25 protein-coding genes are annotated in these 24,837 nt (G+C 42.2%); 6 read left to right on the top strand and 19 right to left on the bottom strand.

Going from position 1 to position 24,837, the window contains the following annotated elements:
• Positions 1-3 precede the first annotated feature (3 nt).
• The 14 genes from B5F91_RS02865 to map all read right to left on the bottom strand — a co-directional run bounded on the left by B5F91_RS02865 (position 4) and on the right by map (position 11,107).
• Positions 4-1,002: a VWA domain-containing protein gene (locus B5F91_RS02865; protein ID WP_087427605.1), complete on the bottom strand. Its 999-nt coding sequence runs from the start codon at positions 1,000-1,002 to the stop codon at positions 4-6.
• Between the two features lie 18 nt (positions 1,003-1,020).
• Complete coding sequence (locus B5F91_RS02860; protein WP_144025055.1) at positions 1,021-2,094, bottom strand: BatD family protein; 1,074 nt, start codon at positions 2,092-2,094, stop codon at positions 1,021-1,023.
• Between the two features lie 9 nt (positions 2,095-2,103).
• Complete coding sequence (locus B5F91_RS02855; RefSeq protein WP_087427604.1) at positions 2,104-2,973, bottom strand: DUF58 domain-containing protein; 870 nt, start codon at positions 2,971-2,973, stop codon at positions 2,104-2,106.
• A gap of 101 nt (positions 2,974-3,074) precedes the next feature.
• The gene (locus B5F91_RS02850) at positions 3,075-4,070 is read right to left on the bottom strand and encodes an AAA family ATPase (RefSeq protein ID WP_087427603.1); all 996 of its coding nucleotides are present in this window, start codon (positions 4,068-4,070) and stop codon (positions 3,075-3,077) included.
• 214 nt (positions 4,071-4,284) lie between these two features.
• Complete coding sequence (locus B5F91_RS02845; RefSeq protein ID WP_087427602.1) at positions 4,285-5,226, bottom strand: HU family DNA-binding protein; 942 nt, start codon at positions 5,224-5,226, stop codon at positions 4,285-4,287.
• Positions 5,219-5,512 carry an HU family DNA-binding protein gene (locus tag B5F91_RS02840; RefSeq protein WP_087427601.1) on the bottom strand — a complete coding sequence of 98 codons (294 nt, stop codon included), beginning with the start codon at positions 5,510-5,512 and terminating at the stop codon, positions 5,219-5,221. Before B5F91_RS02840 ends, B5F91_RS02845 begins: the two co-directional genes overlap by 8 nt.
• Positions 5,513-5,516: 4 nt before the next feature.
• Positions 5,517-6,818, bottom strand: a complete 1,302-nt coding sequence (rimO, locus tag B5F91_RS02835) for a 30S ribosomal protein S12 methylthiotransferase RimO (protein WP_087427600.1) — start codon at positions 6,816-6,818, stop codon at positions 5,517-5,519.
• The gene (gene ftsY, locus B5F91_RS02830; protein WP_087427599.1) at positions 6,815-7,777 is read right to left on the bottom strand and encodes a signal recognition particle-docking protein FtsY; all 963 of its coding nucleotides are present in this window, start codon (positions 7,775-7,777) and stop codon (positions 6,815-6,817) included. The genes rimO and ftsY overlap by 4 nt, the downstream gene beginning before the upstream one ends.
• A gap of 161 nt (positions 7,778-7,938) precedes the next feature.
• Positions 7,939-8,094, bottom strand: a complete 156-nt coding sequence (locus tag B5F91_RS02825) for a DUF4295 domain-containing protein (protein ID WP_087427598.1) — start codon at positions 8,092-8,094, stop codon at positions 7,939-7,941.
• Positions 8,095-8,103: 9 nt separating this feature from the next.
• Positions 8,104-8,292 (bottom strand): 50S ribosomal protein L33, encoded by a 189-nt coding sequence (gene rpmG, locus B5F91_RS02820; protein ID WP_087427597.1) that lies wholly within the window; start codon positions 8,290-8,292, stop codon positions 8,104-8,106.
• Positions 8,293-8,312: 20 nt separating this feature from the next.
• On the bottom strand, positions 8,313-8,573 hold the full coding sequence (gene rpmB, locus B5F91_RS02815) for a 50S ribosomal protein L28 (RefSeq protein ID WP_087427596.1): 261 nt from the start codon (positions 8,571-8,573) through the stop codon (positions 8,313-8,315).
• Between the two features lie 104 nt (positions 8,574-8,677).
• Positions 8,678-9,178: a CinA family protein gene (locus B5F91_RS02810; RefSeq protein ID WP_087427595.1), complete on the bottom strand. Its 501-nt coding sequence runs from the start codon at positions 9,176-9,178 to the stop codon at positions 8,678-8,680.
• Positions 9,179-9,211: 33 nt separating this feature from the next.
• On the bottom strand, positions 9,212-10,240 hold the full coding sequence (tsaD, locus tag B5F91_RS02805; protein WP_087427594.1) for a tRNA (adenosine(37)-N6)-threonylcarbamoyltransferase complex transferase subunit TsaD: 1,029 nt from the start codon (positions 10,238-10,240) through the stop codon (positions 9,212-9,214).
• A 9-nt stretch (positions 10,241-10,249) separates the two neighbouring features.
• On the bottom strand, positions 10,250-11,107 hold the full coding sequence (gene map / locus B5F91_RS02800; protein WP_087427593.1) for a type I methionyl aminopeptidase: 858 nt from the start codon (positions 11,105-11,107) through the stop codon (positions 10,250-10,252).
• Positions 11,108-11,369: 262 nt separating this feature from the next.
• Between map and B5F91_RS02795 the strand changes: the two genes are divergently transcribed.
• A complete protein-coding gene (locus tag B5F91_RS02795; RefSeq protein WP_087427592.1) occupies positions 11,370-11,588 on the top strand; it encodes a winged helix-turn-helix domain-containing protein in 219 nt (72 codons plus the stop codon).
• Between the two features lie 35 nt (positions 11,589-11,623).
• On the opposite strand, the gene B5F91_RS02790 is transcribed toward B5F91_RS02795, so the two are convergent.
• Together B5F91_RS02790 and B5F91_RS02785 are read right to left on the bottom strand one after the other, a co-directional pair.
• Positions 11,624-12,292 (bottom strand): MgtC/SapB family protein, encoded by a 669-nt coding sequence (locus tag B5F91_RS02790; RefSeq protein ID WP_087427591.1) that lies wholly within the window; start codon positions 12,290-12,292, stop codon positions 11,624-11,626.
• 259 nt (positions 12,293-12,551) lie between these two features.
• Positions 12,552-14,672 (bottom strand): hypothetical protein, encoded by a 2,121-nt coding sequence (locus B5F91_RS02785; protein ID WP_087427590.1) that lies wholly within the window; start codon positions 14,670-14,672, stop codon positions 12,552-12,554.
• Between the two features lie 272 nt (positions 14,673-14,944).
• Between B5F91_RS02785 and B5F91_RS02780 the strand changes: the two genes are divergently transcribed.
• Entirely contained in the window at positions 14,945-15,748 is an 804-nt protein-coding gene (locus B5F91_RS02780) for a Cof-type HAD-IIB family hydrolase (RefSeq protein WP_087427589.1), read from the top strand.
• Between the two features lie 30 nt (positions 15,749-15,778).
• Here B5F91_RS02780 and B5F91_RS02775 read toward each other — a convergent pair whose 3' ends face one another.
• Entirely contained in the window at positions 15,779-16,309 is a 531-nt protein-coding gene (locus B5F91_RS02775; protein WP_087427588.1) for a DUF2148 domain-containing protein, read from the bottom strand.
• A gap of 6 nt (positions 16,310-16,315) precedes the next feature.
• On the bottom strand, positions 16,316-17,503 hold the full coding sequence (locus tag B5F91_RS02770) for a pyridoxal phosphate-dependent aminotransferase family protein (RefSeq protein WP_087427587.1): 1,188 nt from the start codon (positions 17,501-17,503) through the stop codon (positions 16,316-16,318).
• A 289-nt stretch (positions 17,504-17,792) separates the two neighbouring features.
• On the opposite strand from B5F91_RS02770, the gene B5F91_RS02765 reads away from it, so the two are divergent.
• Positions 17,793-18,824 carry a diacylglycerol kinase family protein gene (locus B5F91_RS02765; protein WP_087427586.1) on the top strand — a complete coding sequence of 344 codons (1,032 nt, stop codon included), beginning with the start codon at positions 17,793-17,795 and terminating at the stop codon, positions 18,822-18,824.
• 251 nt (positions 18,825-19,075) lie between these two features.
• On the opposite strand, the gene B5F91_RS02760 is transcribed toward B5F91_RS02765, so the two are convergent.
• Positions 19,076-19,783, bottom strand: coding sequence for a methyltransferase (locus B5F91_RS02760; RefSeq protein ID WP_087427585.1), 708 nt, complete (start codon positions 19,781-19,783; stop codon positions 19,076-19,078).
• Between the two features lie 194 nt (positions 19,784-19,977).
• On the opposite strand from B5F91_RS02760, the gene lon reads away from it, so the two are divergent.
• The 3 genes from lon to B5F91_RS02745 all read left to right on the top strand — a co-directional run bounded on the left by lon (position 19,978) and on the right by B5F91_RS02745 (position 24,821).
• Positions 19,978-22,497 carry an endopeptidase La gene (gene lon / locus B5F91_RS02755; protein WP_144025054.1) on the top strand — a complete coding sequence of 840 codons (2,520 nt, stop codon included), beginning with the start codon at positions 19,978-19,980 and terminating at the stop codon, positions 22,495-22,497.
• 8 nt (positions 22,498-22,505) lie between these two features.
• Positions 22,506-23,636, top strand: a complete 1,131-nt coding sequence (gene tgt, locus B5F91_RS02750; protein WP_087427583.1) for a tRNA guanosine(34) transglycosylase Tgt — start codon at positions 22,506-22,508, stop codon at positions 23,634-23,636.
• Positions 23,637-23,705: 69 nt separating this feature from the next.
• The gene (locus tag B5F91_RS02745; RefSeq protein ID WP_087427650.1) at positions 23,706-24,821 is read left to right on the top strand and encodes an LptF/LptG family permease; all 1,116 of its coding nucleotides are present in this window, start codon (positions 23,706-23,708) and stop codon (positions 24,819-24,821) included.
• The last annotated feature ends 16 nt before the right edge of the window (positions 24,822-24,837 follow it).

The raw sequence follows: 24,837 nt of genomic DNA, 5'->3' as shown, positions 1-24,837 counted from the left end.
ATTTTAGGGTATTTTCTTTAATACAGTATTACGTAAAACAAGTTCCAGCAAAATACACAAAAATGCGACTAAAGCAAAAGGCATATACGCCTCTTCACGTTTGCTGAATTCCTTTACGTTTAATTTTGTCTTTTCCAATTTATCAATTTCCTTATAGACCTCTTCCAATTTCGAATTGCTCGTCGCACGGAAATAATTTCCATTTGTCGTACCGGCAATTTGAATCAACGTCTGCTCATCGATTTCTACCGGAACATTCACATATTGGATTCCTGCATAAGTAGGCATCGGATAAGGAGCTGTACCATTTGTTCCTACACCAATTGTATAAACACGTATGCCAAACTGCTTGGCAATTTCAGCTGCTGTAAGTGGAGAAATATCTCCCCGATTGTTACTTCCGTCGGTCAACAGAATAATAACCTTCGACTTCGCCTTACTGTCTTTCAAACGGCTGATAGCATTGGCTAACCCCATACCGATGGCAGTACCGTCTTCTATTAATCCGCGTTGAGCAATATCCCCTTTTATACTATTAAATAAATTCAATAAAACTCCATGGTCAATCGTCAACGGACATTGCGTAAAAGCTTCTCCCGCAAAAATAGTCAATCCGATATTGTCATTCGGACGCCCGTTAATAAATTGTGCTGCCACTTGCTTTGCCGCTTCCAAACGGTTCGGTTTCAAATCTTCAGCAAGCATACTGGTAGAAACATCGACAGCCAACATAATATCAATACCCTCTATTTCCGTATTTTGCCAATTATCGGTGGTTTGCGGACGCGCCAAAACCAATACGATCATCACGAAAGCCACAATGCGCAACAAAAAAGGCGCATGAAGCAAATACAACTTCCAGCTTCGAGGAGCACTCATATACATGCGGGCAGTAGAAACCTGCATGGTAGGTTCTGTTTTCTTCCGCCGCATGAAATACCAAACAATATAAGGTATCAGCAAAAGCAATAAAAACAGATATTCAATATTTGCAAAAATCATGATTCCTAACAGTTAAAGTTAAAAGAACAAGTCGATTATGTGACGAATCACTATATACAAGCAAACTACGGCACCGATACCTGCAGCCGCAATGCTGCACATCAAAGCGATACGCCCTTGCTTAGACCGTTTTTCTTCCACACGGATTTCTGTCGGCTCTTTCTTTGCATTCGGGTCTTCTTCTACCTTCGTCTGATTAATGAAATCAATAGCATTTACCAGATTCATATCGTTTTCATTCATCATCGGAGCGTGTTTAGCAAATTTCACCAAGTCAGCTGTTTCAAACAACAGTTTTAAGTCGCTGATTGATTGCGGGTCTTTTTCTTCCAGCAAACGGCTGATGATTTCAGAAGATGTCATCTCCATCGCATTAAATCCAAACCGGTCTTTTATATAAGTACGGATAGCTTCCGTCAATTCCGTATAATACAATTTAGGATCTTCACGCTGGATTTGCTTCTCGGCTTTTATCTCCTCAATCTTTTTCATTGCAACCTGATGCGGAGGCAATTTGGGTTCTATCTTGATAATCTTGATTATCGGCTTATTATCACGGAAGCGGATAACAAGAAATACCGTCAAAGCTCCCAATATCAGCATAATAATGCCTGCATAAACTAATGGAGCTACATCAGCCCATATAATAGGAACTTCACGTATATCTTTCGGACCAAAGAATTGATCCGGATGTAACGTATCGACAGGGATAGAATAAACTTTCAATGCCAATGCTTTCGAACGATATGCCTGATTGTCTACCAATACCTCAAACGGAGGCAGATAATATAATGCCGAATCAAATGAAGTAACTGTATATTCTTGCGAAATAAGCCAACGTTTGTTGTCATTCAACAGTTGCGTATCAGGTTTGGCAATATCCAGCACTTCAACGCCTGCCACTAGCGTATCACGAAGCATCGGTAGTTGCAGTCTCTGGTTAGCATTCATGCTGACCTGCAACTTGATTTTCGCCTGCTCGCCTATCAATAGCTGCAATGAGTCAATGCTGGCATCCACTGTCACTTGCGCCCTTGCCCTTGGTATGGCAAATAACGATAGCAACACTATATATAATAAGGTACGTTTCATAAATTACACTCAGTTTCGTTTAGCAAATAAATTAAGCAATGCTTTTACATAATCCTGGTCTGTACGAACAGAAACCGAATCGACATTGCTATGCGTAAATACATCATTCAATTTTTGCTGACGTTCCTTCCACCAAGCTTGATGCGCTCTGCGCAACGCCTTCGATGATGTATCAATCCATTGTTCATGACCCGTTTCGGCATCGCGCACTTTCATCAAACCGACATTAGGCAATTCTTCCATACGACGGTCATATATTTGTACTGCCACGACATCATGTTTACGATTAGCTATCGTCAACGCATTCTGAAAATCATGGTCATCTATAAAATCGCTCAGCATGAAAGCCGTACACCGTTTCTTCAGTACATTAGTCAGATATTCAATTACACATTGGATATCAGTACGTGTGCTTGTTGGCTGGAAATCAAGCAATTCCCGAATAATATACAAAATATGCTTACGTCCCTTCTTAGGCGGAATAAATTTCTCAATCCGGTCCGAAAAGAAAATCACACCTATTTTATCATTATTCTGAATAGCTGAAAAAGCCAGCGTAGCCGCTATTTCAGTTACCATGTCTTTTTTCAATTGCTTTACTGTACCGAAATCCAAACTGTTTGAAACATCTACCAGCAACATGACTGTCAATTCACGTTCTTCTTCGAACACTTTGACAAATGGCTTATCGAAACGAGCTGTCACATTCCAGTCTATATCGCGTACATCATCACCGAATTGATATTCGCGGACTTCAGAAAAAGCCATACCTCTTCCTTTAAAAGCAGAATGATACTGTCCGGCAAAAATATTGCTCGAAAGCCCGTGAGTCTTGATTTCGATTTGACGTACCCGTTTTAATAGTTCACTTGTTTCCATCTATTGCATTTACTATTTGACTATTTACAATTTTCGATCATTGTAAATATATACCTGTTTGTGTCTCTTGTGTTTCCGTAAATACGGATTACGGTGCCTGATTAGGGCACTTCCACTTTGTTCAGAATCTTGCTTACGATTTCATCAGAAGTAACATTGGTAGCTTCTGCCTCGTAAGTCAGTCCGATACGGTGACGCAACACATCATGAGCAATAGCACGCACGTCTTCCGGAATTACATACCCGCGACGCTTGATAAACGCATAACTGCGGGCAGCCAATGCCAAATTGATAGAAGCACGCGGAGAACCGCCAAAACCAATCAGCCCCTTCAATTCTTTCAAGTCATATTTTTCCGGATAACGTGTAGCGAAAACAATGTCGGCTATATATTGTTCAATCTTTTCATCCAAATAAACCTGACGCACTACTTTACGTGCCTCAATGATGTCTTCAGCACGAAGAATCGGACGGATTTCTTTCTTCTCGCCTGAAATATTCTGACGAATAATCTTCTTTTCCTCTTCCAGTTTCGGATAATCAATAATGACCTTCAACATGAAACGGTCTACCTGCGCTTCGGGAAGCGGATAAGTTCCTTCCTGTTCTATCGGATTCTGTGTCGCCATAACCAAGAAAGGAGAAGGCAAATTAAAAGTTTCTTTACCCAACGTTACCTGACGTTCCTGCATTGCTTCCAGCAAAGCACTTTGCACTTTTGCCGGAGCACGGTTGATTTCATCAGCCAAAATGAAATTAGCGAAAATAGGTCCTTTATTCGTTACGAATTGTTCATCCTTCTGACTGTATATCATGGTTCCGAGAATATCGGCAGGCAACAAGTCTGGAGTAAACTGGACACGGCTGTATTTGGAGTCAATCAACGAAGCAAGCGTCTTGATTGCTAATGTCTTTGCCAACCCTGGAACACCTTCCAACAAGATATGTCCGTCTGACAACAGACCGATTAATAATGATTCAACCAGATGCTTCTGTCCTACAATAACTTGATCCATCCCCGCCATCAGGTTTGTTACAAACGCACTTTCACGTTCAATTTGTTCATTCAATGCACGAATGTCAATAGCTTCAGCCATAGTTTTTCTCTATTTTTTATGTTTTCAAATATCTATTTATTCATACGCTTTCCACGTATTTTCATATCGATTCCAAAAGTACAGCATTATATTAACAGGCACAACTAATTTTTATTAAAAAAAGTAGCTGCCTTGTTTCATTTAAATCTTATTGGGCTAAAGTTTTTTAAAATGCCACAAGACAAAAGACATATTACGCTTCCACGTTCAAACTTTATTCTTTCGGAACCAGTTTCGGAATGTGAATCAAAGTTCCTACAGGAATGTCATTAGCGTCTTTTATATTGTTCCGGTTATAACGCGCCAAATAAGTCCACAAATTCCGATTCCCGTAATACCGTTCTGCCAAACGTGCCAAACTCTCTCCACGCCGAAGCGTATGTGTGGCAAGCGTTCCTTGAATATCATAGCGGACCGCATCTGACAAAACAATCGGCAAAACAGCTTTATTTTTATCCTTTGCAGGCAATCGGAATGTATCAGACGATACAACAACCGAAGCCGTATCCGTATGCTCAGCTTCTTCTTTTTCTTCTGTTAAAATCTGAATGACAGATTCTGGTATGTATCGCCTCCCGGAAAGCAAGCCCCATGCAATTCCTCCTCCTATCAATATACCAGCCAACAAAACTGAAGCAATCAAGCACCAAGGCAAACGCAGATATGCACCACTCCGATGCGGATTATCTTTCAAAATAGTTCCTTCATTTGCCGGTTGCTTTTCTTCTGCCGCAATCTCCTCTCTTGCTGGCACATCCGTTTTTACTGATTCGGTCATATCATCTGCTGCTTGACACGCCTGTGAAGAAACCTCTTCCGGTATGTCATCATAATGCGTTGCCTCATTCAACAATATCGTTTCAAAATGATTAAACGGCTTATTCACAGCATCCCGCATCGAAGCATCTGGAGTAAACGAAATCTGTAAATGGGCTTGCATACCAACAGATTCATCCGCATTGGCTTCAATCCTTTCACGTGCATCAATCAGCTTAAATGTCCCTAATCCCTTAACCTTTACATACTTATCTATCACAAGCGTTTCTTTAATTAAGGCAAAAAAGGTTTGGACAAATGCTTCCGCATCTGCCTGTTTCATTTGATTACGTTGTGACAGCAGTCCGATTAATTCGTGTAAAGTAAATTGGTCATTCATGAGCAGAAATAGTATTTTCAGACATTCCTTTTAATGCATCAGCAGGTTTAAATGTCAAAATCAATTGCGGAGGAACCAAAAAGCGTTGTTTAGTCAATGGGTTAACCGTGATATGTTCCAATTTCTTTTCCACTTTAAATGTTCCGAAATCAGTAAAAGACAATGACTTTCCCTCCTGCAGTTGCTCACCCATAATGGCAATCATTGAACCGGTGAGCTGTGCCGCATCTTTATCCGAATATCCCAAACGCCGGGCTATTTCTCCTGTTAGTTCTTTATGGTTCATAGATTTATGACAATAAGGTTGCATACAGATCAAAATCGTCTGCATCACATACTTTCACCCGATAGAATGAGCCGACATGTAGCAATTTCCCTTCATCTTTAATCAAAACCTCAGGGTCAACCTCAGGCGAATCAAATTCGGTACGTCCTACGTAATATTCACCTTCTTTGCGGTCAATAATAACCTGAAATGTTTTACCGATTTTTGAATGGCTCAGTTCATTCGATATTTCCTGTTGCATTTCCATCAATTCATCCAATCGTTGCTGCTTTACAGCTTGCGGCACATCATCTTTATAATGCTTGGCAGAATAAGTGCCTTCTTCTTCCGAATAAGCAAAAGCCCCCATACGGTCGAAACGGACTTTACGGACAAATTCTTTTAGTTCCTCAAAATCCTGTTCCGTTTCACCGGGGAAACCCACCATCAGCGTTGTTCTCAAATGAATGCCCGGCACTTCTTTTCTAAACTGCTCAATCAATTCGTATGTTTCAGCTTTCGTCACATGACGGTTCATGCGTTGCAGCATATTATCGCTGATATGTTGCAATGCAATGTCCATATACTTGCATACATTATCGTTTTCACGCATAACGCGGAACAAGTCTTTCGGGAAATGTGCCGGATAAGCATAATGCAACCGAATCCATTTCACACCCGGAATGGCAGCCATCTTTTCGATAAGTTCAGGGAGCATTTGCTTCTTATACAAATCAATGCCATAATAAGTCAATTCTTGCGCAATGACCTGAAATTCTTTCACTCCCTGCGATACCAACAGCCGGACTTCATCCAAAATCTCTTCCATCGGGCGCGACACATGCTTGCCTGTAATAATAGGTATGGCACAATAAGCGCATTTCCGGTCACAGCCTTCCGATATTTTCAAGTATGCATAATGTTTAGGAGTTGTCAAATGACGTTCAATCGCCAGTTCCGGATGATAAGGCTTGCCCAAATCTGCCAACAGTTCGTTCCAGTTGAATTTTCCATAATATTTATCAACCTGTGGTATTTCACTTTGCAAATCTTTCAGATAACGTTCCGAAAGACAGCCCATCACATAGAGCTTTTTTAACCGTCCTTCTTCTTTCGCCTGACAAAACTCCAAAATCATATTGATTGATTCCTCTTTCGCATCGCCGATAAACCCACACGTATTAATTACAGCGATTTCGCCTTGAGGATTCTCACTATCATGCGTCACTTTATAGCCGTTCGCCTCAAGCTGTTTCATCAGCTTTTCCGAATCAACCAAATTCTTCGAACAGCCTAAGGTGATAATATCTATCGTATTTTTTCTCATTTATTCGTCGTTCCAAACAATGAATCTACAAATTCGCGACGACGGAAAATCTGTAAGTCTTCCATGCCTTCGCCTAAACCGATATATTTTACAGGTATCTTAAATTGGTCTGAAATGCCTATCACTACACCTCCTTTGGCAGTCCCGTCCAGTTTTGTGATAGCCATAGCATTAACTTCGGTAGCTAAGGTAAATTGTTTAGCCTGTTCGAACGCATTTTGCCCAGTAGAACCGTCAAGCACTAACAAAACTTCGTGAGGCGCATCCGGAACCACTTTCTGCATCACATTCTTAATTTTCGTAAGCTCGTTCATCAAACCGATTTTATTATGCAAACGGCCTGCCGTATCAATAATAACTACATCGGCATGATTGGCAACAGCAGAACTTAATGTATCAAATGCCACTGAAGCCGGATCGGAACCCATCTTTTGCTTAATAACCGGAACTCCTACCCGTTCGCCCCAAATCACCAATTGCTCTACAGCTGCCGCACGGAACGTATCGGCAGCACCCAGATAAACCGATTTACCGGCTTTCTTGAACTGATATGCCAATTTACCGATAGTTGTAGTCTTTCCTACTCCATTTACGCCCACTACCATAATGACGTATGGCGTTTTTCCTTCGGGTATGTTGAAGTCTTCTGCATCTACTGTATTATTTTCAGTCAGCAATGCAGCTATTTCTTCCCGCAAAATGCCATTCAGTTCGTCTGTATTGACATATTTATCCTGAGCTACTCTCTTTTCAATGCGTTTAATGATTTTCAACGTAGTATCTACACCTACATCCGAAGTAATCAGCACTTCTTCCAAATTATCGAGCACCTCGTCATCCACCTTGGACTTGCCGGCAATAGCCCGTGCAATCTTACCGAACACGCTTTCCTTGGTTTTCGATAATCCTTTATCCAAGGTCTCTTTCTTTTCCTTAGAAAAAAAACTAAAAATTCCCATACAGTTATCTTTTTAGATTCGATTATTCTCTCCTGCAAATATACTGTAAAATACAGAGATTGAAGAATAATCTATAAACAAAATTTAGCTGTTAACGAAAAAGGTTCCTTTCACTTCTTATGAAAGGAACCTTTTTCATTTATCAACTAGAGACATGCTCTTTATTTCTTAAAGAAGTCCTGAACTTTTTCGTTAGGAACCATTTGTTCGTCAAAAGTGTAAGCACCGGTCTTCGGAGACTTAACCATTTTGATAACCTTAGTATAAGAACGGCCTTCTTTACCTGTCTGAAGGGTTGCGACTGTTTTCTTTGCCATGGTTTCTTATTATTTAATTTCTTTATGTACTGTTACTCTTTTCAAAATCGGATTGTATTTCTTCAATTCCAATCTTTCAGGTGTATTTTTTCTATTCTTAGTAGTAATGTAACGAGAAGTTCCCGGCATACCACTCTCCTTCATTTCTGTGCATTCAAGGATCACCTGTACTCTATTGCCTTTAGCTTTCTTAGCCATAGTCTATTTTCTCCTTTTAATTAACCAATGATTTTGATAGATTTCCAATCACAATAGCCTTTAGCTACAGCTTCTGTCAGCGCAGCGTCCAGACCTTTCTTATTAATAACTCTCAAGCCGTTAGCACAGATTCTCAGGCTAATCCAGCAATCTTGTTCTACATAGTAGAATTTCTTTGTAAACAAGTTCACATCGAACGTTCTTTTCGTTCTTCTTTTAGAGTGTGAAACATTGTTGCCAATCATGGCTTTCTTTCCGGTAATTTGACAAATTTTCGACATTTCTATCTAGTTTTTATAGTTTTATTTCTATGCTCCTTAAAACGGAGTGCAAAGTAAGTGCTTTTATTTTATATATGCAAGTTTTTCTGCAACTAATTGGTGCTTTATTGCTTATTTTCTTGATTTTGGCATACTTCAAGCAATAATTGCAACACATTTTTAGTAGCAGACTGGATATTTTTCTCGCGTCCTTCGTCTTCCGTCAATTTTTCCGTAACAATTTTATCTTTACTTCCGGCTGCAAGCCAAATTGTGCCTACAGGCTTCTCATGAGTGCCTCCGCCGGGACCTGCAATGCCTGAAGTTGCCATCGCATAATCTGTACCGAATGTTTCAATAGCCCCCTTTACCATTTCAATTACGGTTTCTTCACTTACGGCTCCGTATGTTTCCAATGTTTCCGCATTCACATGCAACAAATTTTGCTTCACTTCGTCTGCATACGCTACTACTCCGCCTTTATAGAAACGAGAACTGCCAGGGATGGCTGTAATGATTGCCGCAACATTACCGGCTGTACAACTTTCAGCTGTAGCCAAGGTGAAATTTTCCCTCCAAAAAATTTCACTTATTTCCTTACTTAGTTTTTTAGTTTCTACTGACATACTGATTTTTCTTTTAATTAATATTCTTGATACCTATATAGTTACCCGCGAATATGCAGGCTTGTCTATGCTGCAAAAATCCTTATCTTGATATTTGTAATAGCCCGTTATGGCAATCATAGCCGCATTATCGGTCGTATAACCGAATTTGGGAATATAGATTTTCCACCCATATTTGGCAGCATGTTCACGGAAAGCATTGCGCAAACCATTGTTGGCAGACACGCCTCCGGCTACAGCCACTTCGTTAATGCCTGTATCTTTTACTGCTTTACGAAGCTTATCCATTAAAATATCTACGATTGTCTTTTCCAAAGAAGCGGCAAGGTCAGTCTTATGATGCTCAATAAAATCGGCATCATCCTTCAACCAATCGCGCAACGAATAAAGAAAAGAAGTCTTCAATCCGCTAAAGCTATAATCATAACCCGGAATATGAGGCTTGCTGAACGTATAGGCATTCGGATTCCCTTGCCGCGCCAATTTGTCAATAATCGGTCCGCCCGGATAACCCAATCCCATGACTTTCGAACACTTATCAATCGCTTCGCCCGCCGCGTCATCTATGGTTTGTCCTAAGACTTGCATGTCATTGTATGCGTTTACGCGGATTATCTGAGAGTTTCCGCCCGACACCAACAAGCAGATAAAAGGAAACTTAGGCTGGTCGGTATCTTCATCCGATTCTTTAATGAAATGAGCTAACACATGCCCTTGCAGGTGATTAACATCAATCATCGGTATGCCTAAGGCACGTGCAAACCCTTTAGCAAACGACACTCCGACCAACAAAGAACCCATCAGTCCGGGTCCACGGGTAAAAGCGACTGCGCTAAGTTGTTCTTTCGTAACCCCTGCGCGTTTCAATGCTTCGTGAACCACAGGCACGATATTTTGCTGATGTGCGCGCGAAGCCAATTCGGGCACAACGCCTCCGTATGCTTCATGCACTGCCTGACTGGCAATGACACTCGAAAGCAATACCCCATTCCGGATAACCGCTGCCGAAGTATCGTCACACGAAGACTCTATACCTAATATAATAATGTCTTTTCCTTCCATATATCCATCTTAATACGTCAATATTTCCAAACCGTTGTCGGTCATCACATACGTATGTTCCCATTGTGCGGAAGGCAACTCGTCTTCCGTTACGACCGTCCAACCGTCTTCTTCATCTATAAATACTTCCCATGTTCCCATGTTAATCATCGGCTCAATGGTAAAGACCATTCCCGGCACCAGCAACATGCCTGTACCTTTTCGTCCGTAATGCAACACGTCCGGTTCTTCATGGAATTCCAGCCCGACTCCGTGCCCGCATAAATCACGCACAACCGAAAAGCCGTTTTTCTTGGCATGTTTCTCAACTGCATGTCCGATATCTCCCACAAATCCGAAAGGTTGGGCAGCCTCGGCACCGATATCCATACATTCACGTGCCACCTGTACCAGCTTTTCCTTTTCTGGGGTTGTCTTGCCTATAATAAACATGCGCGACGCATCCGCATAATAACCATCCACTATCGTCGTACAGTCTACATTGATAATGTCGCCCTCTTCCAATATTTCTTCTTCCGAAGGAATCCCGTGACACACCACTTCATTGATAGAGGTACATACACTTTTGGGGAAACCTTCATAGCCCAAACATGCGGGAATACCGCCATGGCTGGTTGTATAATCGTAAACAATCTTGTCTATCTCGGCAGTACTCATGCCCTCTTTAATGTTTTCCGCCACTTTATCCAGCACAGCCGTATTCAGCAAGCCAGCCCGACGGATGCCCTCTATTTGTTCCGGAGTCTTTATCAATTCACGGGTCGGAACCAAATGCCCTTTATTCTGAAAATAAAGCACTTTCTTATCCAGTTCGGTCAATTCGGCTCCTTTCGGAATCTTCCAGTTTACCTTATTTCTCTTTATCATCTCTCATGTTTCTTAAAAACATAGGCAAAGGTATATAAAATCACTGGAATAAACGAATAAATTTCACGCTTTTGAAACATCTTTCATCTAATATCCGAGCATAAAACAACAAACTTAACACAACAATTATGTAACAATTAAAAGAAAATTCATCCGTTTTGATAAAAAACAACAAGAAAAAGTTGACTGTTTACTGGAATTTTGCTTACTTTGCCTTATACGCTTTAATACCTTTAAATACCAACCCTAAACTAAGGACAAAATGAACAAAAGTCAAATTGGAGAAAACGCCGGACTTGTCTGGGAAAAATTGAAGGACAACCGGCACTGGGAATACGAAGAACTGAAATCAGCCACAGGCTTGACCGACAGAGACTTGAATGCAGCAATAGGCTGGCTTGCACGTGAAGACAAAATTGATTTTGATGTTAATGAACATGGTGACAGAATTTTCCTTACTATCAATGTCTTCATCGGATAATATTGTTGAGCTTTTGAGTTATCAGACTCAAAAGCTCAAATTATTTTTGTCACCGTAATGTCAGGAAATTCCTGCATGAACATCAACAACAGCCCCTCCTCGTTCATCTGCTTCGCCTTAATGACCATGCTTACATGGTAAATGGGCATGCCTTCGCTATATGCTTCCGACATCTCATAAGACACCACAATGTAATTTTTCGAATGAAACTTAGCCGAAACGCGCTTAATCACCTCCTTGTCGTGTGCCGAAAACTCGACCATCATATTGCGCAAGCCTATACTCTTAAAAAAGAAACTCAACGCTTCCAGCCCCAATAACACAAAAATGGTAGCCGTTATCCCAATGCCATACATGCCCGCACCGATAGCCAGCCCGATGCCTGAAGTTGCCCAAATGCCTGCCGCCGTAGTCAGTCCTCTTACAATCTGTTTCTGTAAAATAATGGTTCCTGCCCCGATAAAACCGATTCCGCTCACCACCTGAGCGGCGATGCGGCTCGGGTCGAGCCGTACCAAGTCTGTTTCCAATACAGCCGTAAAACCATATTGCGACACAATCATCATCAATGCACTTCCCAATGCCACCAGAAAATGCGTCCGATACCCAGCCTCTTTAGCCCGGTATTCGCGCTCCAGTCCAATCAATATGCCCATTACCCCTGCCAGAAACAGACGCAAGGCGAAATCCCATACTAAATCCATACGCTTCTATTTTAGCCTTTCTGAAAACATGGACTAAGATACAAATAAAAACAGGAATTTGCAAGGGATAACAAAGAACATTTATGGCAAAAGCACGACTCCTTCATTTAAAATGCTAAAATGGATGTCCCTACAGGTAATTTGGTAAAATGCGGACATTCAAATTTGATAAATGAAAAGCCATGAGACAAAAGGGCACAAGGGTTACATACAAGCCCGATGTAACACCCTGTGCCCTCTTTATGAGCAGTTTATAGGTTTAATTTCCTGATTTCGTTTCCAAAGCAAACTTGAAATTATTGGATATAATGATAGCAGGCAACTGAGTACCGTATACATTATATGGATGTCCTCCCATAGTTACTTCATCCGTACCGGCAAAGTTCATATAAACTACACCCAGCGGAGCACGTCCTTCATCTACCATATTATAAATTTTAGTCAAAGCTTGCGGATTTATCTTTTCGGCAAGCAAAGCATTGTTGCCTCCCTGCCCACGTTGGGAATTAGTAGCATCTACATATAGCCACGTAGCATTTCGTGAGGCTTCAGGACTTGCAGGAGCTTGATTATCTGTAGGTCTTTTTTCTGTATAGTAGGTATAACCAGTTTTTTCAGGGATGTTTGCATAGTCAATGGTGGTAGTACCATTGCCATCTTCATTCCATTGCCATCCCCCCCAAATGTTTCTAGCATTATATGTGTGGTAAGTAGCAGACCCTGTACTTTCTTCAGGCTTAGATACCCAAGAACCACCGAATATGCCGTCTTGCCATTCTCGGTAGTTTACCACACAGAATCCACCTAAGTCATTCACATACAAGTTACTTGTTCCCTGCTGCCGGATTGTATTCAGTAATTGGTCTATCAAATCCAATTTGGTGTCTATCAAATCATAGGAAGTAGCTTCACCTTTTCCTACAGCTTCGGTAATAAAATAAGGTGTCAATCCTGCCCCATTATGCGTACCAACATTGATTTCCGGATTGTTCACTTGAAGCAAATTCTGAATCCACACATTATCCCCTCTTACAAAACTGTAGTTTACCAAACTTGTATTTTGTACGCTGGTGCTATAACCTCCAATAATGCTTATGTTATCATACGCCCGCGGATTGGCTTCCGGCGAATGGACAATAATACCGATTCGTTGACGCATGTCTCCCATAGTTGTTTGAGAATTAATAAGTTGCAGCCATTGTTCTCCATAACTGTTTTGTCCTTGACGGCTATTCCAATTATTTATTTCAGCACATAGTTTTCGCAACCATTCGCTTTGACTATCTCCCCAATCCACAAAATTAATAGCAACCACAGCACATTCCGTTGAAGCTGTCATCAACTTCGATTTTAATGCATTCAAAAAATTACTCAAAGGCTCAATATTTTCTGTACCTGAATAAATTTGGATGCCCTGTCCTGAGCCTGTACTTACTTTCACATCAAAAGCACGAATGCCCGCATCAAACTGATTATCAATATCTATCGATTGGAATGATTGCATAATATCATGTTCGGCATCATAATCTCCGCTTTCACTTCCAAAAGTCCGATATGTAAAAGAATGTTTAGTGCCAGGAATAGAAAGCTGAGAGGCAAAAAGCACATCATCACCAATGCGGCTCATCCAGTTATTGACATTGGCAGAATTCAGTTTCGGAGTAAATACACGGACAATTTCTCCTTGAGCCAAATTATGTTCAGCATTTTCATCAGCAAGGTCTTTGGTAAGCGTCTGACCGTTTGACAACACAACGGATACGCTCAATTCGGAAGCCTTAATATCTCTCGGGAGCAAAAAGAACTTGACATTCAATTTCTCTCCAGAAGCCAATTTTATAGCTGTCGGAACACCGCTTTCATCGGGAACCATACAATCCACCGATGCTGTCCTGTTCTGGCTTGTCCCTTGTGCAGGCATATCGCTGAATTCGCCTGTTGCAACATCGTAAGTAAAACTTCCGACTATCGGCTGATTTTTGCTTTGTACAAGTACTTGGGCAACACTGTAACTATTTGATTCCGGTCCATTTACAATTACATCCAATACTGTAACCAATGGTTTGAAATTCAGGGTTACGTTATCAGTTTCATTGTTGCTTGTCCATTTGCCGGTACCAGCCATCATGGCATACGTCATATTAGGAGCAATGATTTTCCAATTCGGATCGGTTATTGCAGGCGTATTACCAGAAGTCAAAAGTTCTCCTCTTTCCTGTGCCACGGGGATTGTAGCAGTTACTTTCGTATCTGTAACCAACCCCTCTATGGGAGTAGAAGCTTGTGAACCATCCCTACCGGTCGCTAATGGATAAAACGCATAGAAACTTTGCCCCGTAGTCGATAAAGTTTTCTCGTCGCCCCAATGCACGCCGTTCATACCTTGTTTTTGAAGATAAAATTTTATCTTGATTAATTTAAATAACCCGCTACATCAAACCGGAATACGCAACTATCCAACATGCCTATTCTGATGAATCCTGCTTCGTTTGCCGATGAACCCTGCTTCATCAGCCATCAGACCCAGCTTCGTAAGCCTACAAACCCGTATGCATTTTTGGCAGTACCCGAATGACATTTAGGCATATCCATTGCTATTTTGCCAAGGATTGCGTATCTTTGTCCCGAAATAAATTTTTGAAGAATTGAAATATGAAATACAAGTTACTCGTGCTTGACTTAGACGGCACACTGACCAACTCGAAAAAGAAAATAACCGACCATACACGCGCTACTTTAATAGAAGCACAAAAACAAGGTGTAAAAATAGTGCTGGCATCCGGACGGCCTACATACGGCGTAGCCCCGCTTGCCAATGCATTGGAACTTGACCGCTACGAAGGATATATCCTTTCGTATAACGGCGGCGAAATTATCGACTGGAAAACCGGAGAGTTGATGTATAAGAAATGGCTGGACGACGACGTTTTACCTTATTTATATAAGTGTGCCAAAGAAAACAATTTTGCCATCGTCACTTACGACCATGAATTTGTATTGACCGAATCGCCCGATGACGAATACGTACTGAAAGAAGCGTTGCTGAACGTAATGAAAATAAAGAAAGTGGATAATTTCCTGGAAGCTATCCCCCGCCCCATTACCAAATGCCTGATAGTAGGAGAGCCGGACCGCTTGGCTGTTTTAGAAAAAGAAATGTACGGGCAACTGAAAGACAAAATGGGGGTATTCCGCTCTGAGCCGTATTTCCTGGAACTGGTACCCAAAGGCATTGATAAAGCCCAGTCTTTATCTGTACTGCTAAAAGAAATCGGGCTGAGCAAAGAAGAAATGATTGCTATCGGCGACGGATTCAACGACTTGTCGATGATTCAGTATGCAGGCTTAGGCATAGCCATGGCAAATGCGCAACCGGTAGTACGCGAAAACGCCGACTTCATCACGTTATCTAATGACGAAGACGGCGTAGCCTATGCAGTAGAAAAATTCATTTAGTTGCTTCGCAAACCCAAAGACTGCCTTAAATCACTCTTTGGGTTTCCGGTCGAAAAACGGATTTTTAGAAGACGCACTGACGGGTATGGCATACACTTGCTTACACCCGTCTAACCAATCTAATTGCTGAGCTGCCAGCCCTGCAGAGAACATCACACGGGTATCAACCCGATGGTCTGCAGCTACAGAACAAGCCGAACCGATAGCTATTCCTACATCCACACTGTTAATCGCACAAGGAACCCCTTCTTCACGTGCGTCACAAGCATCGAAACCACAATGCCCGCAATTCAATCCTTGAGGGTGTTCGCGCGTACCTATTAATACAATGCATTCTGCATTCAGAATATTTTCCGCATCACGCAAGAAAAACTTAAAACCGTTTTCTTCGTACATCTGTTTCATTGTATCCGACAAGATGCGGATATTGCTTTCGGTTACCATTGCCACTTCAATGATATCCACTCCCTTCCCTTTCGGTGCCGTGCGTGCGGCAATCATCATTTGTTGAGCAATTTGCAGCACTTGGTCATGCCGGCTGTCTCTTTCATTCAGTATCATAAACCGTTATTTCAGGATATGCAATTGCTTAAAGCATTTTATCAATTTATCAATAGCAAAATCCACTTGCTCTTTTGTATGCGTAGCCATCAACGCAAAACGCACCAACGTATCCTGCGGAGCACATGCAGGCGGGATAACCGGATTGATAAACACACCTTCATCAAAAGCCAACTTAGTCACTTCGAATGTTTTGTCTGTATCACGCACATACAACGGAATAATCGGACTTGCCGTTTCGCCGATTTCAAAACCTGCTTCGCGGAAACTCTTCAATGCGTAATTTGTTATCTTCCACAGATTTTCCTGACGTTCGGGCTCTTCCTGGAATATATGAAGCGCTTCTATGGCGGCTGCTGTAGCTGCAGGCGTATTGCTTGCCTGGAAAATATACGAACGTGCATTATGGCGCAACCAATTAATCACATCTTTATCGGCTGCAACGAATCCGCCAATCGACGCCAACGACTTGCTGAAAGTACCCATAATCAAGTCGACATCTTCCGTCACGCCAAAATAATCGCACACGCCCCGTCCGTTTCTTCCGAAGACGCCCAATCCATGAGCTTCATCCACATAAACGGTTGCATTGTATTTCTTTTTCAAGCGGACAATCTCTGGCAAATTAGCCAAATCACCTTCCATTGAGAACACGCTATCCACGATAATCAGCTTAATGGCATCAGGCTCGCACTTTTGGAGTTCCTTTTCCAAAGCGTCCATATCATTATGCTTGTATTTCAATTGTGTAGCGAACGAAAGCCGGCGACCGTCCACAATCGAAGCATGGTCGCGGTCATCACATATAATATAATCTCCCCGTCCTACCAGTTGAGGAATAACTCCTTCGTTTACGGTAAATCCGGTAGAGAAACATAATGCTTCATCTTTTCCTACAAATTCAGCCAGTTCCTTTTCCAATTTCACATGGATATCCAATGTCCCGTTCAACAAACGCGAACCGGCACATCCCGTACCGTATTTGCGGGTAGCTGCAATAGCCGCATTAATGATACGCTCATCGTAGGTCAACCCCATATACGAGTTTGAGCCGAACATTAAGACTTTCCGCCCATCCATCATCACTTCGGTGTTTTGAGCACTGTCAATCTCACGGAAATAAGGGTAAACACCTCGTTCCATAAACATCTGAGGCGTTCTGTATTTACTCAGCTTGTCTTGTAATAATCCCATATTTTCTTGTTATTTAGCAAATCCTATGATTCACATTTATTTATTACCACATAACCGGACCTCACCGGCAAATTTATAAAAGAACGTGCAAAGATAATAATTTTAATAATTTAAATGAGCCATTGTGGCAAAAAAAATGTTTCATCTGTCAATTCTCTACAAAAATATACCAATCATAAACAAATTAATCTTACTTTTGTTTCAGAATTAAAGGGCACCTGCAATATCCGACATTCAAAGCAGAGTATTGCGGAACTCCATAAAATGAATAAACTGACTCTTAACAAACATGAATTCAAAGAAACATATCATATTTATAGTCAACCCGATATCTGGCACTCACAGCAAAGAATTTATCTTGCATTTAATAGATAAAGGAATAGACCGTGACCAATACGACTATACAGTCCGCCAAACCGAATATGCAGGACACGCCACAGAAATTGCCCGGCAAGCAGCCGAAGCAAAAACCGACATTGTGGTCGCTATTGGCGGAGACGGGACTATTAATGAAATAGGGCGCGCGCTGATTCATACAGATACAGCACTAGGGATTATCCCCTGCGGCTCAGGAAATGGCTTAGCACGCCATTTGCATATCCCCATGAACGCACGAAGCGCTATCGAAACATTAAACCGCGGTTTTATAAAAACCATAGATTATGGCATCATTGACCAACACCCTTTTTTCTGTACATGCGGAGTCGGATTTGACGCTTTTGTCAGCCTGAAGTTTGCAGATTCCGGGAAGCGAGGTCCCCTTACTTATTTAGAAAACACCTTACACGAAAGCCTTACTTACCGCCCGGAGACATACGAAATAGAGAACGAACTGGGAACCGTGCGTTATAAAGCATTTCTCATTGCGTGTGCAAATGCTTCGCAATATGGGAACAATGCATACATCGCTCCTCAAGCCTCATTGACCGACGGTATGATGGACATTACCATTCTAGAACCGTTTACCGTGCTTGACGTGCCTGCCCTATCATTCCAATTATTTAACAAGACATTAGACCAAAACAGCCGTATCAAGACAATGAAAGAGAAAAAAATCACGATTCACCGCCGCAACGAAGGAGTCTTTCATTTCGATGGAGACCCGATGATAGGCGGCAAGGATTTGGTTGTAGAAGTCGTGCACCGGGGATTAAAAGTAATCGCTCCAGAGAAAAGACTGACTTCGGAAGAACCTTTCAGCGTATTGCAACATTTCACCGATTTTTTTGGCACCAAGCCCTTGGCTTCCACCATAGCGGAAAAGCATAAGAAATTGCTGCAATTAAACCAGAATCTGCTGCGAAGGTTATCCAAACAGTAATACACCCTCTTACTTTATAAATATCCGCATTTCACCCAATTAATTGTAGGGGCGTATTGCATACGCCCGAATGCACACACTTGTCTACGCGAATGTTTTCAGGGCGTATGCAATACGCCCCTACATTGGTTCTTTGTGGACATTCATATTACTTCTGGATAGACACTTTGTTGTTTTGAAACAGCCTCGTACAACAAAGACGTCCCTATTCCCCAATGGCAGTATTTCACCCTGAAAAACTTTCGTTTTTATCAGCCTAAATTCAAATAAAAATCACGGACAAGGCTCAAGTACTCTGAACTATATTTCCGAGGCTCCTCCTCCAAAACCAAATGTGTAGTGCCGCATGCCTGTATCGTCCGTACAAATGTCATCAAAACCCGCTTAGGAGGAACAGACGGCTTGCTATGCACATAAGTCCTGCGTAATAAATACAAATGCCGCTCAGCGGCTAATGTAATAAACCGCTCGCCAGCCTCTGCCGGAAGTATGACCGAAAAGGTGCCGTCTTCCGACATCAGACGCACAGCCGAATCCAACAAGCGTTCAAAAGTCAGGCTTTCCGTATGGCGCGCTGCATTACGCTGGTTGTCAGGACAATGCACTTGTTCCTGAAAAAAAGGCGGATTGGATACGATTGTATCATATAACTTCCCTTCCTCCCAGTCTGCCACATCAGCCTTGCATATCCGGATACGCCCGCTCCAAGGCGAAGCGGATACATTTTCGTATGCCTGCCCGACTGCATCAGCATCGATATCAATGCCTGTCACTTGGGCTGGACACCGCTGGGCAACCATTAATGAAATCAACCCGCTTCCGGTCCCGATATCCAACACATTCCGTGCATTGTCAAGGCAAACCCATGCCCCCAACAAAACTCCATCCGTGCCGACTTTCATGGCACATCGGTCGTGCCAAACTGTAAACTGCTTGAATCTAAAAAAAGGATTTCTCATACCTCCGTGCTTCAATTTTTCGTCAAAAATAGATAAAACCTGCCTTATAAAACACAAAATTTTCAATTATTTCATTTCCGGGCGTGCTTTTACAACTATTCTACTTCCGTATTCAAAGCAGATTGATTAACTTTGTACCCGTTTTGAGACTAAGAAAACTAAATAGATTAAATAAAGTTGACTAACCACGAATTATGGCAAGAAAAAGGAAAACTGAAGATGATTTCGAAATACAGTCAAGCACGGATGAAGTATCGATGGTTACCGAAATAAGAGCTGAGGCAGAATCCCCCTCGCCCGAAGAGTTGGGTGGAGATTTGCCTATCATGACATTACGCAACATGCTGATGTTTACAAGCATCGTTATGCCTGTAACCGTTGGCAGGCAGTCTACTCTTAAATTGGTACGTTCTGCACTAAAAAACAAGCAACATATCATTATCGCTACCCAAAAAGTTGCAGAAGTAGAAGAACCAGGACTCAACGATTTGTACCCGATTGCCGTAATCGGACGGATACTCCGCATCTTCGAATTGCCTGGCGGAACAACTACAGTTATCCTACAGGCCAGCAACGTTAAAGTCCGGCTGGAGGCTATCACGTCAACCCTTCCCTACCTGAAAGGAAAAGTCGGGATAGAGCCGGAAGACATGGACGTGAAGGAAAATGACGAATTCGTAGCATTGATGGACACTTGTGTAGATTTAGCCAACCAATATGTAGAGACAAGTGACAGGCTAAGCCCGGATGTGACTTTTGCACTGAAAAACTTGCCGAAAGACCATATTCTGGTAAATTATATCTGCACAAACTTCCCGTTCAGCTTGGATGAAAAGTTTGAACTGATGTCGAAAGACACTTTAAAAGACAGGTTATACAACCTGATTCAAGTATTGAACCGGGAAACCAAATTGGCAGAGTTAAAACATGACATCCAAATGCGTACGCGGGAAGACTTGGACCGCCAACAACGCGAATATTTCTTGCAACAACAAATCAAGAATATCCAAGATGAACTGGGCAACGGCCAGGAAGACGAAATAGACGAGCTACGCAGCAAAGGAGAAGCCAAGAAATGGAGTAAAGAAGTGGCTGCTACATTCGAGCGTGAATTGCAAAAATTGGAACGTATCAATCCGCAATCGCCCGACTATAATGTGCAACTCACTTACTTGCAGACGCTGCTTTCCCTCCCATGGAATGTCTTTACAACAGATTCGTTAAACATCCCTAACGCCGAGAAAGTATTAAACAAAGACCATTATGGACTGGAAAAAGTGAAAGAACGCATTTTGGAACATCTTGCCGTATTGAAGCTGAAAGGAGATTTGAAATCACCGATTCTTTGCTTATACGGCCCTCCGGGCGTAGGGAAAACATCCTTAGGACGTTCTATCGCCTCTGCCCTGAAACGGAAATACATCCGTATGTCATTGGGAGGCGTACACGATGAAGCCGAAATCCGCGGACACCGCAAAACCTATATCGGTGCCATGCCGGGACGTATCATCAAAAGCCTGATTAAGGCGGAATCATCCAACCCGGTCATTATCTTGGACGAAATAGACAAGTTGGGCAACGACCGTCAAGGAGATCCGGCCTCGGCTATGCTGGAAGTGCTTGACCCGGAACAGAACAATACGTTCCATGACAATTACATCGACTTGGATTATGACTTATCGAAAGTAATGTTTATCGCTACGGCAAATAACCTGAGCACAATTCCAACTCCTTTGCTGGACCGTATGGAGTTAATCGAAGTAAGCGGATACATTACCGAAGAGAAAATAGAGATTGCGCGGCGTCACCTGATTCCGAAAGAAATGCTGGCAAACGGACTGAAGAAAGAACATGTCAAGTTTACGAAACCGGCTATTGAATACATCATTGAAAATTATACGCGGGAGAGCGGTGTACGTGAATTGGAAAAGAAAATCGGCAAGGTCATGCGTAAAATCGCATTGGAAATAGCCAGCGGCAAATTCACCGGACTACATGAACTAAAGCCGGATGACATCAAGCAATATTTAGGGACTCCAGAATATTCGCGCGACAAGTATCAGGGCAACGGATATGCGGGAGTAGTAACCGGACTGGCTTGGACTGCCGTAGGAGGCGAAATCTTGTTTGTGGAAACCAGCTTGAGCAAAGGGAAAGGAGAACGCCTGACTTTGACCGGAAATCTGGGAGATGTCATGAAAGAATCAGCCATGCTGGCTTTGGAATATCTGAAAGCACATACTTTCTTGTTGGATTTGCCGGAGGGTATTTTCGAAAATTGGAACATTCATATCCATGTGCCGGAAGGAGCTATACCGAAAGACGGTCCTTCGGCTGGTATTACCATGGTGACTTCATTGGCATCAGCTTTGACCCAACGCAAGGTAAGGTCGAATCTGGCTATGACAGGAGAAATCACGTTACGCGGGAAAGTGCTTCCCGTAGGAGGTATCCGTGAAAAGATTTTAGCGGCAAAACGTGCAGGCATCACAGACATTATCCTATGCGAAGAAAACCGGAAAGACATTGAGGAAATACAACCGATGTATTTGAAAGGCCTGGAATTCCACTACGTAAAAGACATCAAGGAAGTGCTTCAATTGGCATTGACAGAAGAAAAAGTGGCAGATGCCATCGATTTCGAAGCAATTCTAAAGAAAGAAAAAGAACAGGAAACAAAACGTTCTAAGGAAGAGAAAACACCAACTATCTGATTATTTAAATGAAATTTGAATTACAACATACTGATCCGAAATCAAATGCCCGTGCCGGTCTGATTACGACCGACCACGGACAAATCGAAACACCTATTTTTATGCCTGTGGGTACACTGGGCAGCGTAAAAGCAGTTCATTTGCATGAATTGAAAGAAGATATCAAGGCACAAATCATTTTAGGGAATACCTATCATTTGTATCTCCGCCCCGGCCTTGAAGTACTGGAAGCTGCCGGAGGTCTGCATAAATTCAATGGCTTCGACCGTCCGATGCTGACCGATAGCGGTGGTTTTCAAGTATTCTCCCTTTCAGGCATACGCAAACTGAAAGAAGAAGGCGTGGAATTCCGTTCCCATATTGACGGTTCCAAACACCTATTTACCCCCGAACGGGTCATGGATATCGAACGGACTATCGGAGCGGATATTATAATGGCATTTGATGAATGCACTCCGGGTACAGCCGAATTTGACTATGCAAAAAAATCGATGGAACTGACCCACCGCTGGCTAGACCGCTGTATTACCCGTTTTAATGAAACAGAGCCTAAATACGGATATAACCAATCGCTCTTCCCTATCGTACAAGGATGCGTATACCCTGATTTACGGAAACGGTCGGCTGAATACATTGCTTCAAAGAATGCAGACGGAAATGCAATTGGCGGACTGGCTGTAGGCGAACCTACGGAGAAAATGTATGAAATGATTGAAGTGGTCAACGAAATCTTGCCTACAGATAAGCCTCGGTATTTAATGGGAGTAGGAACACCTGTCAATATCTTAGAAGGCATCGAACGCGGAGTGGACATGTTCGATTGTGTAATGCCTACCCGTAACGGACGAAACGGAATGCTTTTTACGAAGGACGGCATCATGAATATGCGCAATAAGAAGTGGGAAAAAGACTTCTCGCCTATCGAAGCGGACGGAGCTTCGTATGTAGACACCATGTACAGCCGTGCTTATTTGCGCCACTTATTCCATGCACAAGAATTATTGGCACTGCAAATAGCCTCTATCCACAACTTGGCTTTCTACTTATGGTTAGTAGGCGAAGCACGTAAACACATTATTGCCGGAGACTTCTCAACATGGAAACCGGCTATGGTAAAACGAATTTCTACCCGCTTGTAATTTTATATAATGATGAAACTGGATAAACTGAAATTGAAACTGGCATTTCCTCAACAAATGAGTAAGTTTATGCCTTTCGTAAAAACCATTTTTAAACAAAAATGGCTGAAACGGCTTGACCGTTACATTATTGTCAAGTTTCTAGGAACATATTTCTTTGCTATTGCCTTGATTATCTCCATATCTGTGGTTTTTGATATCAATGAAAACATCGACCGTTTCATCAATAATAAAGCACCGCTTGAAGCCATTATTTTTGACTATTATCTGAACTTCATCCCCTACTACACCAATTTGTTCAGCCCGTTGTTTGTCTTCATTGCGGTAATTTTCTTCACTTCAAAGCTTGCGGAAAACTCCGAAATAATTGCGATGTTCTCCACAGGCATGAGCTTTAAACGGCTAATGGTCCCTTATATGATATCAGCTGCCATTATCTCTGCGGTGACTTTCATGTTGGGAACTGAAGTCATTCCCAAAGGAAGTGTCACCCGATTGAAGTTTGAAGAACTATATAAGAAAAAGAAATCGGCAGATTATGCCCGCAATATCCAGTTGGAAGTAGACACGGGTGTAGTCGCTTACATGGAACGTTACGAAAATTACAATAAAACGGGATACCGGTTTTCATTAGACAAATTTGAAGACCATAAGCTGGTTTCACATCTGACAGCACGCCGTATCACGTATGATACAGCTTCATATCATAAATGGATTATCCGGGATTATATGATACGGGAAATGCGTGGCATGAAAGAAGTCATCACCCGAGGCGACCGTATTGATTCGATTATCAAAATGGAGCCGCAAGACTTTCTGATTACACGCGGACAACAGGAAACCATGACCAGTCCGCAACTACGGGATTATATCCAAAAACAAAAACAACGAGGATTCGCCAATATCAAAGAATTTGAAGTGGAATACCATCGACGTATAGCCATGTCGTTTGCCGCATTTATTCTAACGGCTATTGGTCTTTCGCTTTCTTCACGAAAAGTCAAAGGAGGCATGGGGCTTCATTTGGGTATCGGTCTGGCACTCAGTTTCTCGTATATCCTATTCCAAACCATTTCGGCAACTTTTGCCATTAACGGGAATATGCCTCCGGCTATTGCCGTGTGGATACCGAATATCCTATATCTGTTTATCGCTATTTATTTATACCATAAAGCACCCAAATAACAAACTAAAAGAAGGT

It is taken from the genome of Bacteroides sp. An322, assembly GCF_002161765.1.
GTDB lineage: Bacteria > Bacteroidota > Bacteroidia > Bacteroidales > Bacteroidaceae > Phocaeicola > Phocaeicola merdavium.
Note: the sequence above shows the minus strand (reverse complement) of the source record. Positions and strands in the feature narration are given on the sequence as shown.

Excerpts from the sequence above, each read along its gene's own strand:
- B5F91_RS02810 (WP_087427595.1), bottom strand. The coding sequence starts at position 9,178 with ATGTCAGTAGAAACTAAAAAACTAAGTAAGGAAATAAGTGAAATTTTT.
- B5F91_RS02850 (WP_087427603.1), bottom strand. The coding sequence starts at position 4,070 with ATGGCTGAAGCTATTGACATTCGTGCATTGAATGAACAAATTGAACGT.
- B5F91_RS02780 (WP_087427589.1), top strand. The coding sequence starts at position 14,945 with ATGAAATACAAGTTACTCGTGCTTGACTTAGACGGCACACTGACCAAC.
- B5F91_RS02795 (WP_087427592.1), top strand. The coding sequence starts at position 11,370 with ATGAACAAAAGTCAAATTGGAGAAAACGCCGGACTTGTCTGGGAAAAA.
- rimO (WP_087427600.1), bottom strand. The coding sequence starts at position 6,818 with ATGAGAAAAAATACGATAGATATTATCACCTTAGGCTGTTCGAAGAAT.
- B5F91_RS02765 (WP_087427586.1), top strand. The coding sequence starts at position 17,793 with ATGAATTCAAAGAAACATATCATATTTATAGTCAACCCGATATCTGGC.
- B5F91_RS02775 (WP_087427588.1), bottom strand. The coding sequence starts at position 16,309 with ATGATACTGAATGAAAGAGACAGCCGGCATGACCAAGTGCTGCAAATT.
- B5F91_RS02845 (WP_087427602.1), bottom strand. The coding sequence starts at position 5,226 with ATGAATGACCAATTTACTTTACACGAATTAATCGGACTGCTGTCACAA.
- tsaD (WP_087427594.1), bottom strand. The coding sequence starts at position 10,240 with ATGGAAGGAAAAGACATTATTATATTAGGTATAGAGTCTTCGTGTGAC.
- B5F91_RS02760 (WP_087427585.1), bottom strand. The coding sequence starts at position 19,783 with ATGAGAAATCCTTTTTTTAGATTCAAGCAGTTTACAGTTTGGCACGAC.
- B5F91_RS02860 (WP_144025055.1), bottom strand. The coding sequence starts at position 2,094 with ATGAAACGTACCTTATTATATATAGTGTTGCTATCGTTATTTGCCATA.
- B5F91_RS02790 (WP_087427591.1), bottom strand. The coding sequence starts at position 12,292 with ATGGATTTAGTATGGGATTTCGCCTTGCGTCTGTTTCTGGCAGGGGTA.
- rpmG (WP_087427597.1), bottom strand. The coding sequence starts at position 8,292 with ATGGCTAAGAAAGCTAAAGGCAATAGAGTACAGGTGATCCTTGAATGC.
- B5F91_RS02855 (WP_087427604.1), bottom strand. The coding sequence starts at position 2,973 with ATGGAAACAAGTGAACTATTAAAACGGGTACGTCAAATCGAAATCAAG.
- B5F91_RS02865 (WP_087427605.1), bottom strand. The coding sequence starts at position 1,002 with ATGATTTTTGCAAATATTGAATATCTGTTTTTATTGCTTTTGCTGATA.
- B5F91_RS02840 (WP_087427601.1), bottom strand. The coding sequence starts at position 5,512 with ATGAACCATAAAGAACTAACAGGAGAAATAGCCCGGCGTTTGGGATAT.
- tgt (WP_087427583.1), top strand. The coding sequence starts at position 22,506 with ATGAAATTTGAATTACAACATACTGATCCGAAATCAAATGCCCGTGCC.
- B5F91_RS02785 (WP_087427590.1), bottom strand. The coding sequence starts at position 14,672 with ATGAACGGCGTGCATTGGGGCGACGAGAAAACTTTATCGACTACGGGG.
- lon (WP_144025054.1), top strand. The coding sequence starts at position 19,978 with ATGGCAAGAAAAAGGAAAACTGAAGATGATTTCGAAATACAGTCAAGC.
- B5F91_RS02770 (WP_087427587.1), bottom strand. The coding sequence starts at position 17,503 with ATGGGATTATTACAAGACAAGCTGAGTAAATACAGAACGCCTCAGATG.
- ftsY (WP_087427599.1), bottom strand. The coding sequence starts at position 7,777 with ATGGGAATTTTTAGTTTTTTTTCTAAGGAAAAGAAAGAGACCTTGGAT.
- rpmB (WP_087427596.1), bottom strand. The coding sequence starts at position 8,573 with ATGTCGAAAATTTGTCAAATTACCGGAAAGAAAGCCATGATTGGCAAC.
- B5F91_RS02825 (WP_087427598.1), bottom strand. The coding sequence starts at position 8,094 with ATGGCAAAGAAAACAGTCGCAACCCTTCAGACAGGTAAAGAAGGCCGT.
- B5F91_RS02745 (WP_087427650.1), top strand. The coding sequence starts at position 23,706 with ATGCCTTTCGTAAAAACCATTTTTAAACAAAAATGGCTGAAACGGCTT.
- map (WP_087427593.1), bottom strand. The coding sequence starts at position 11,107 with ATGATAAAGAGAAATAAGGTAAACTGGAAGATTCCGAAAGGAGCCGAA.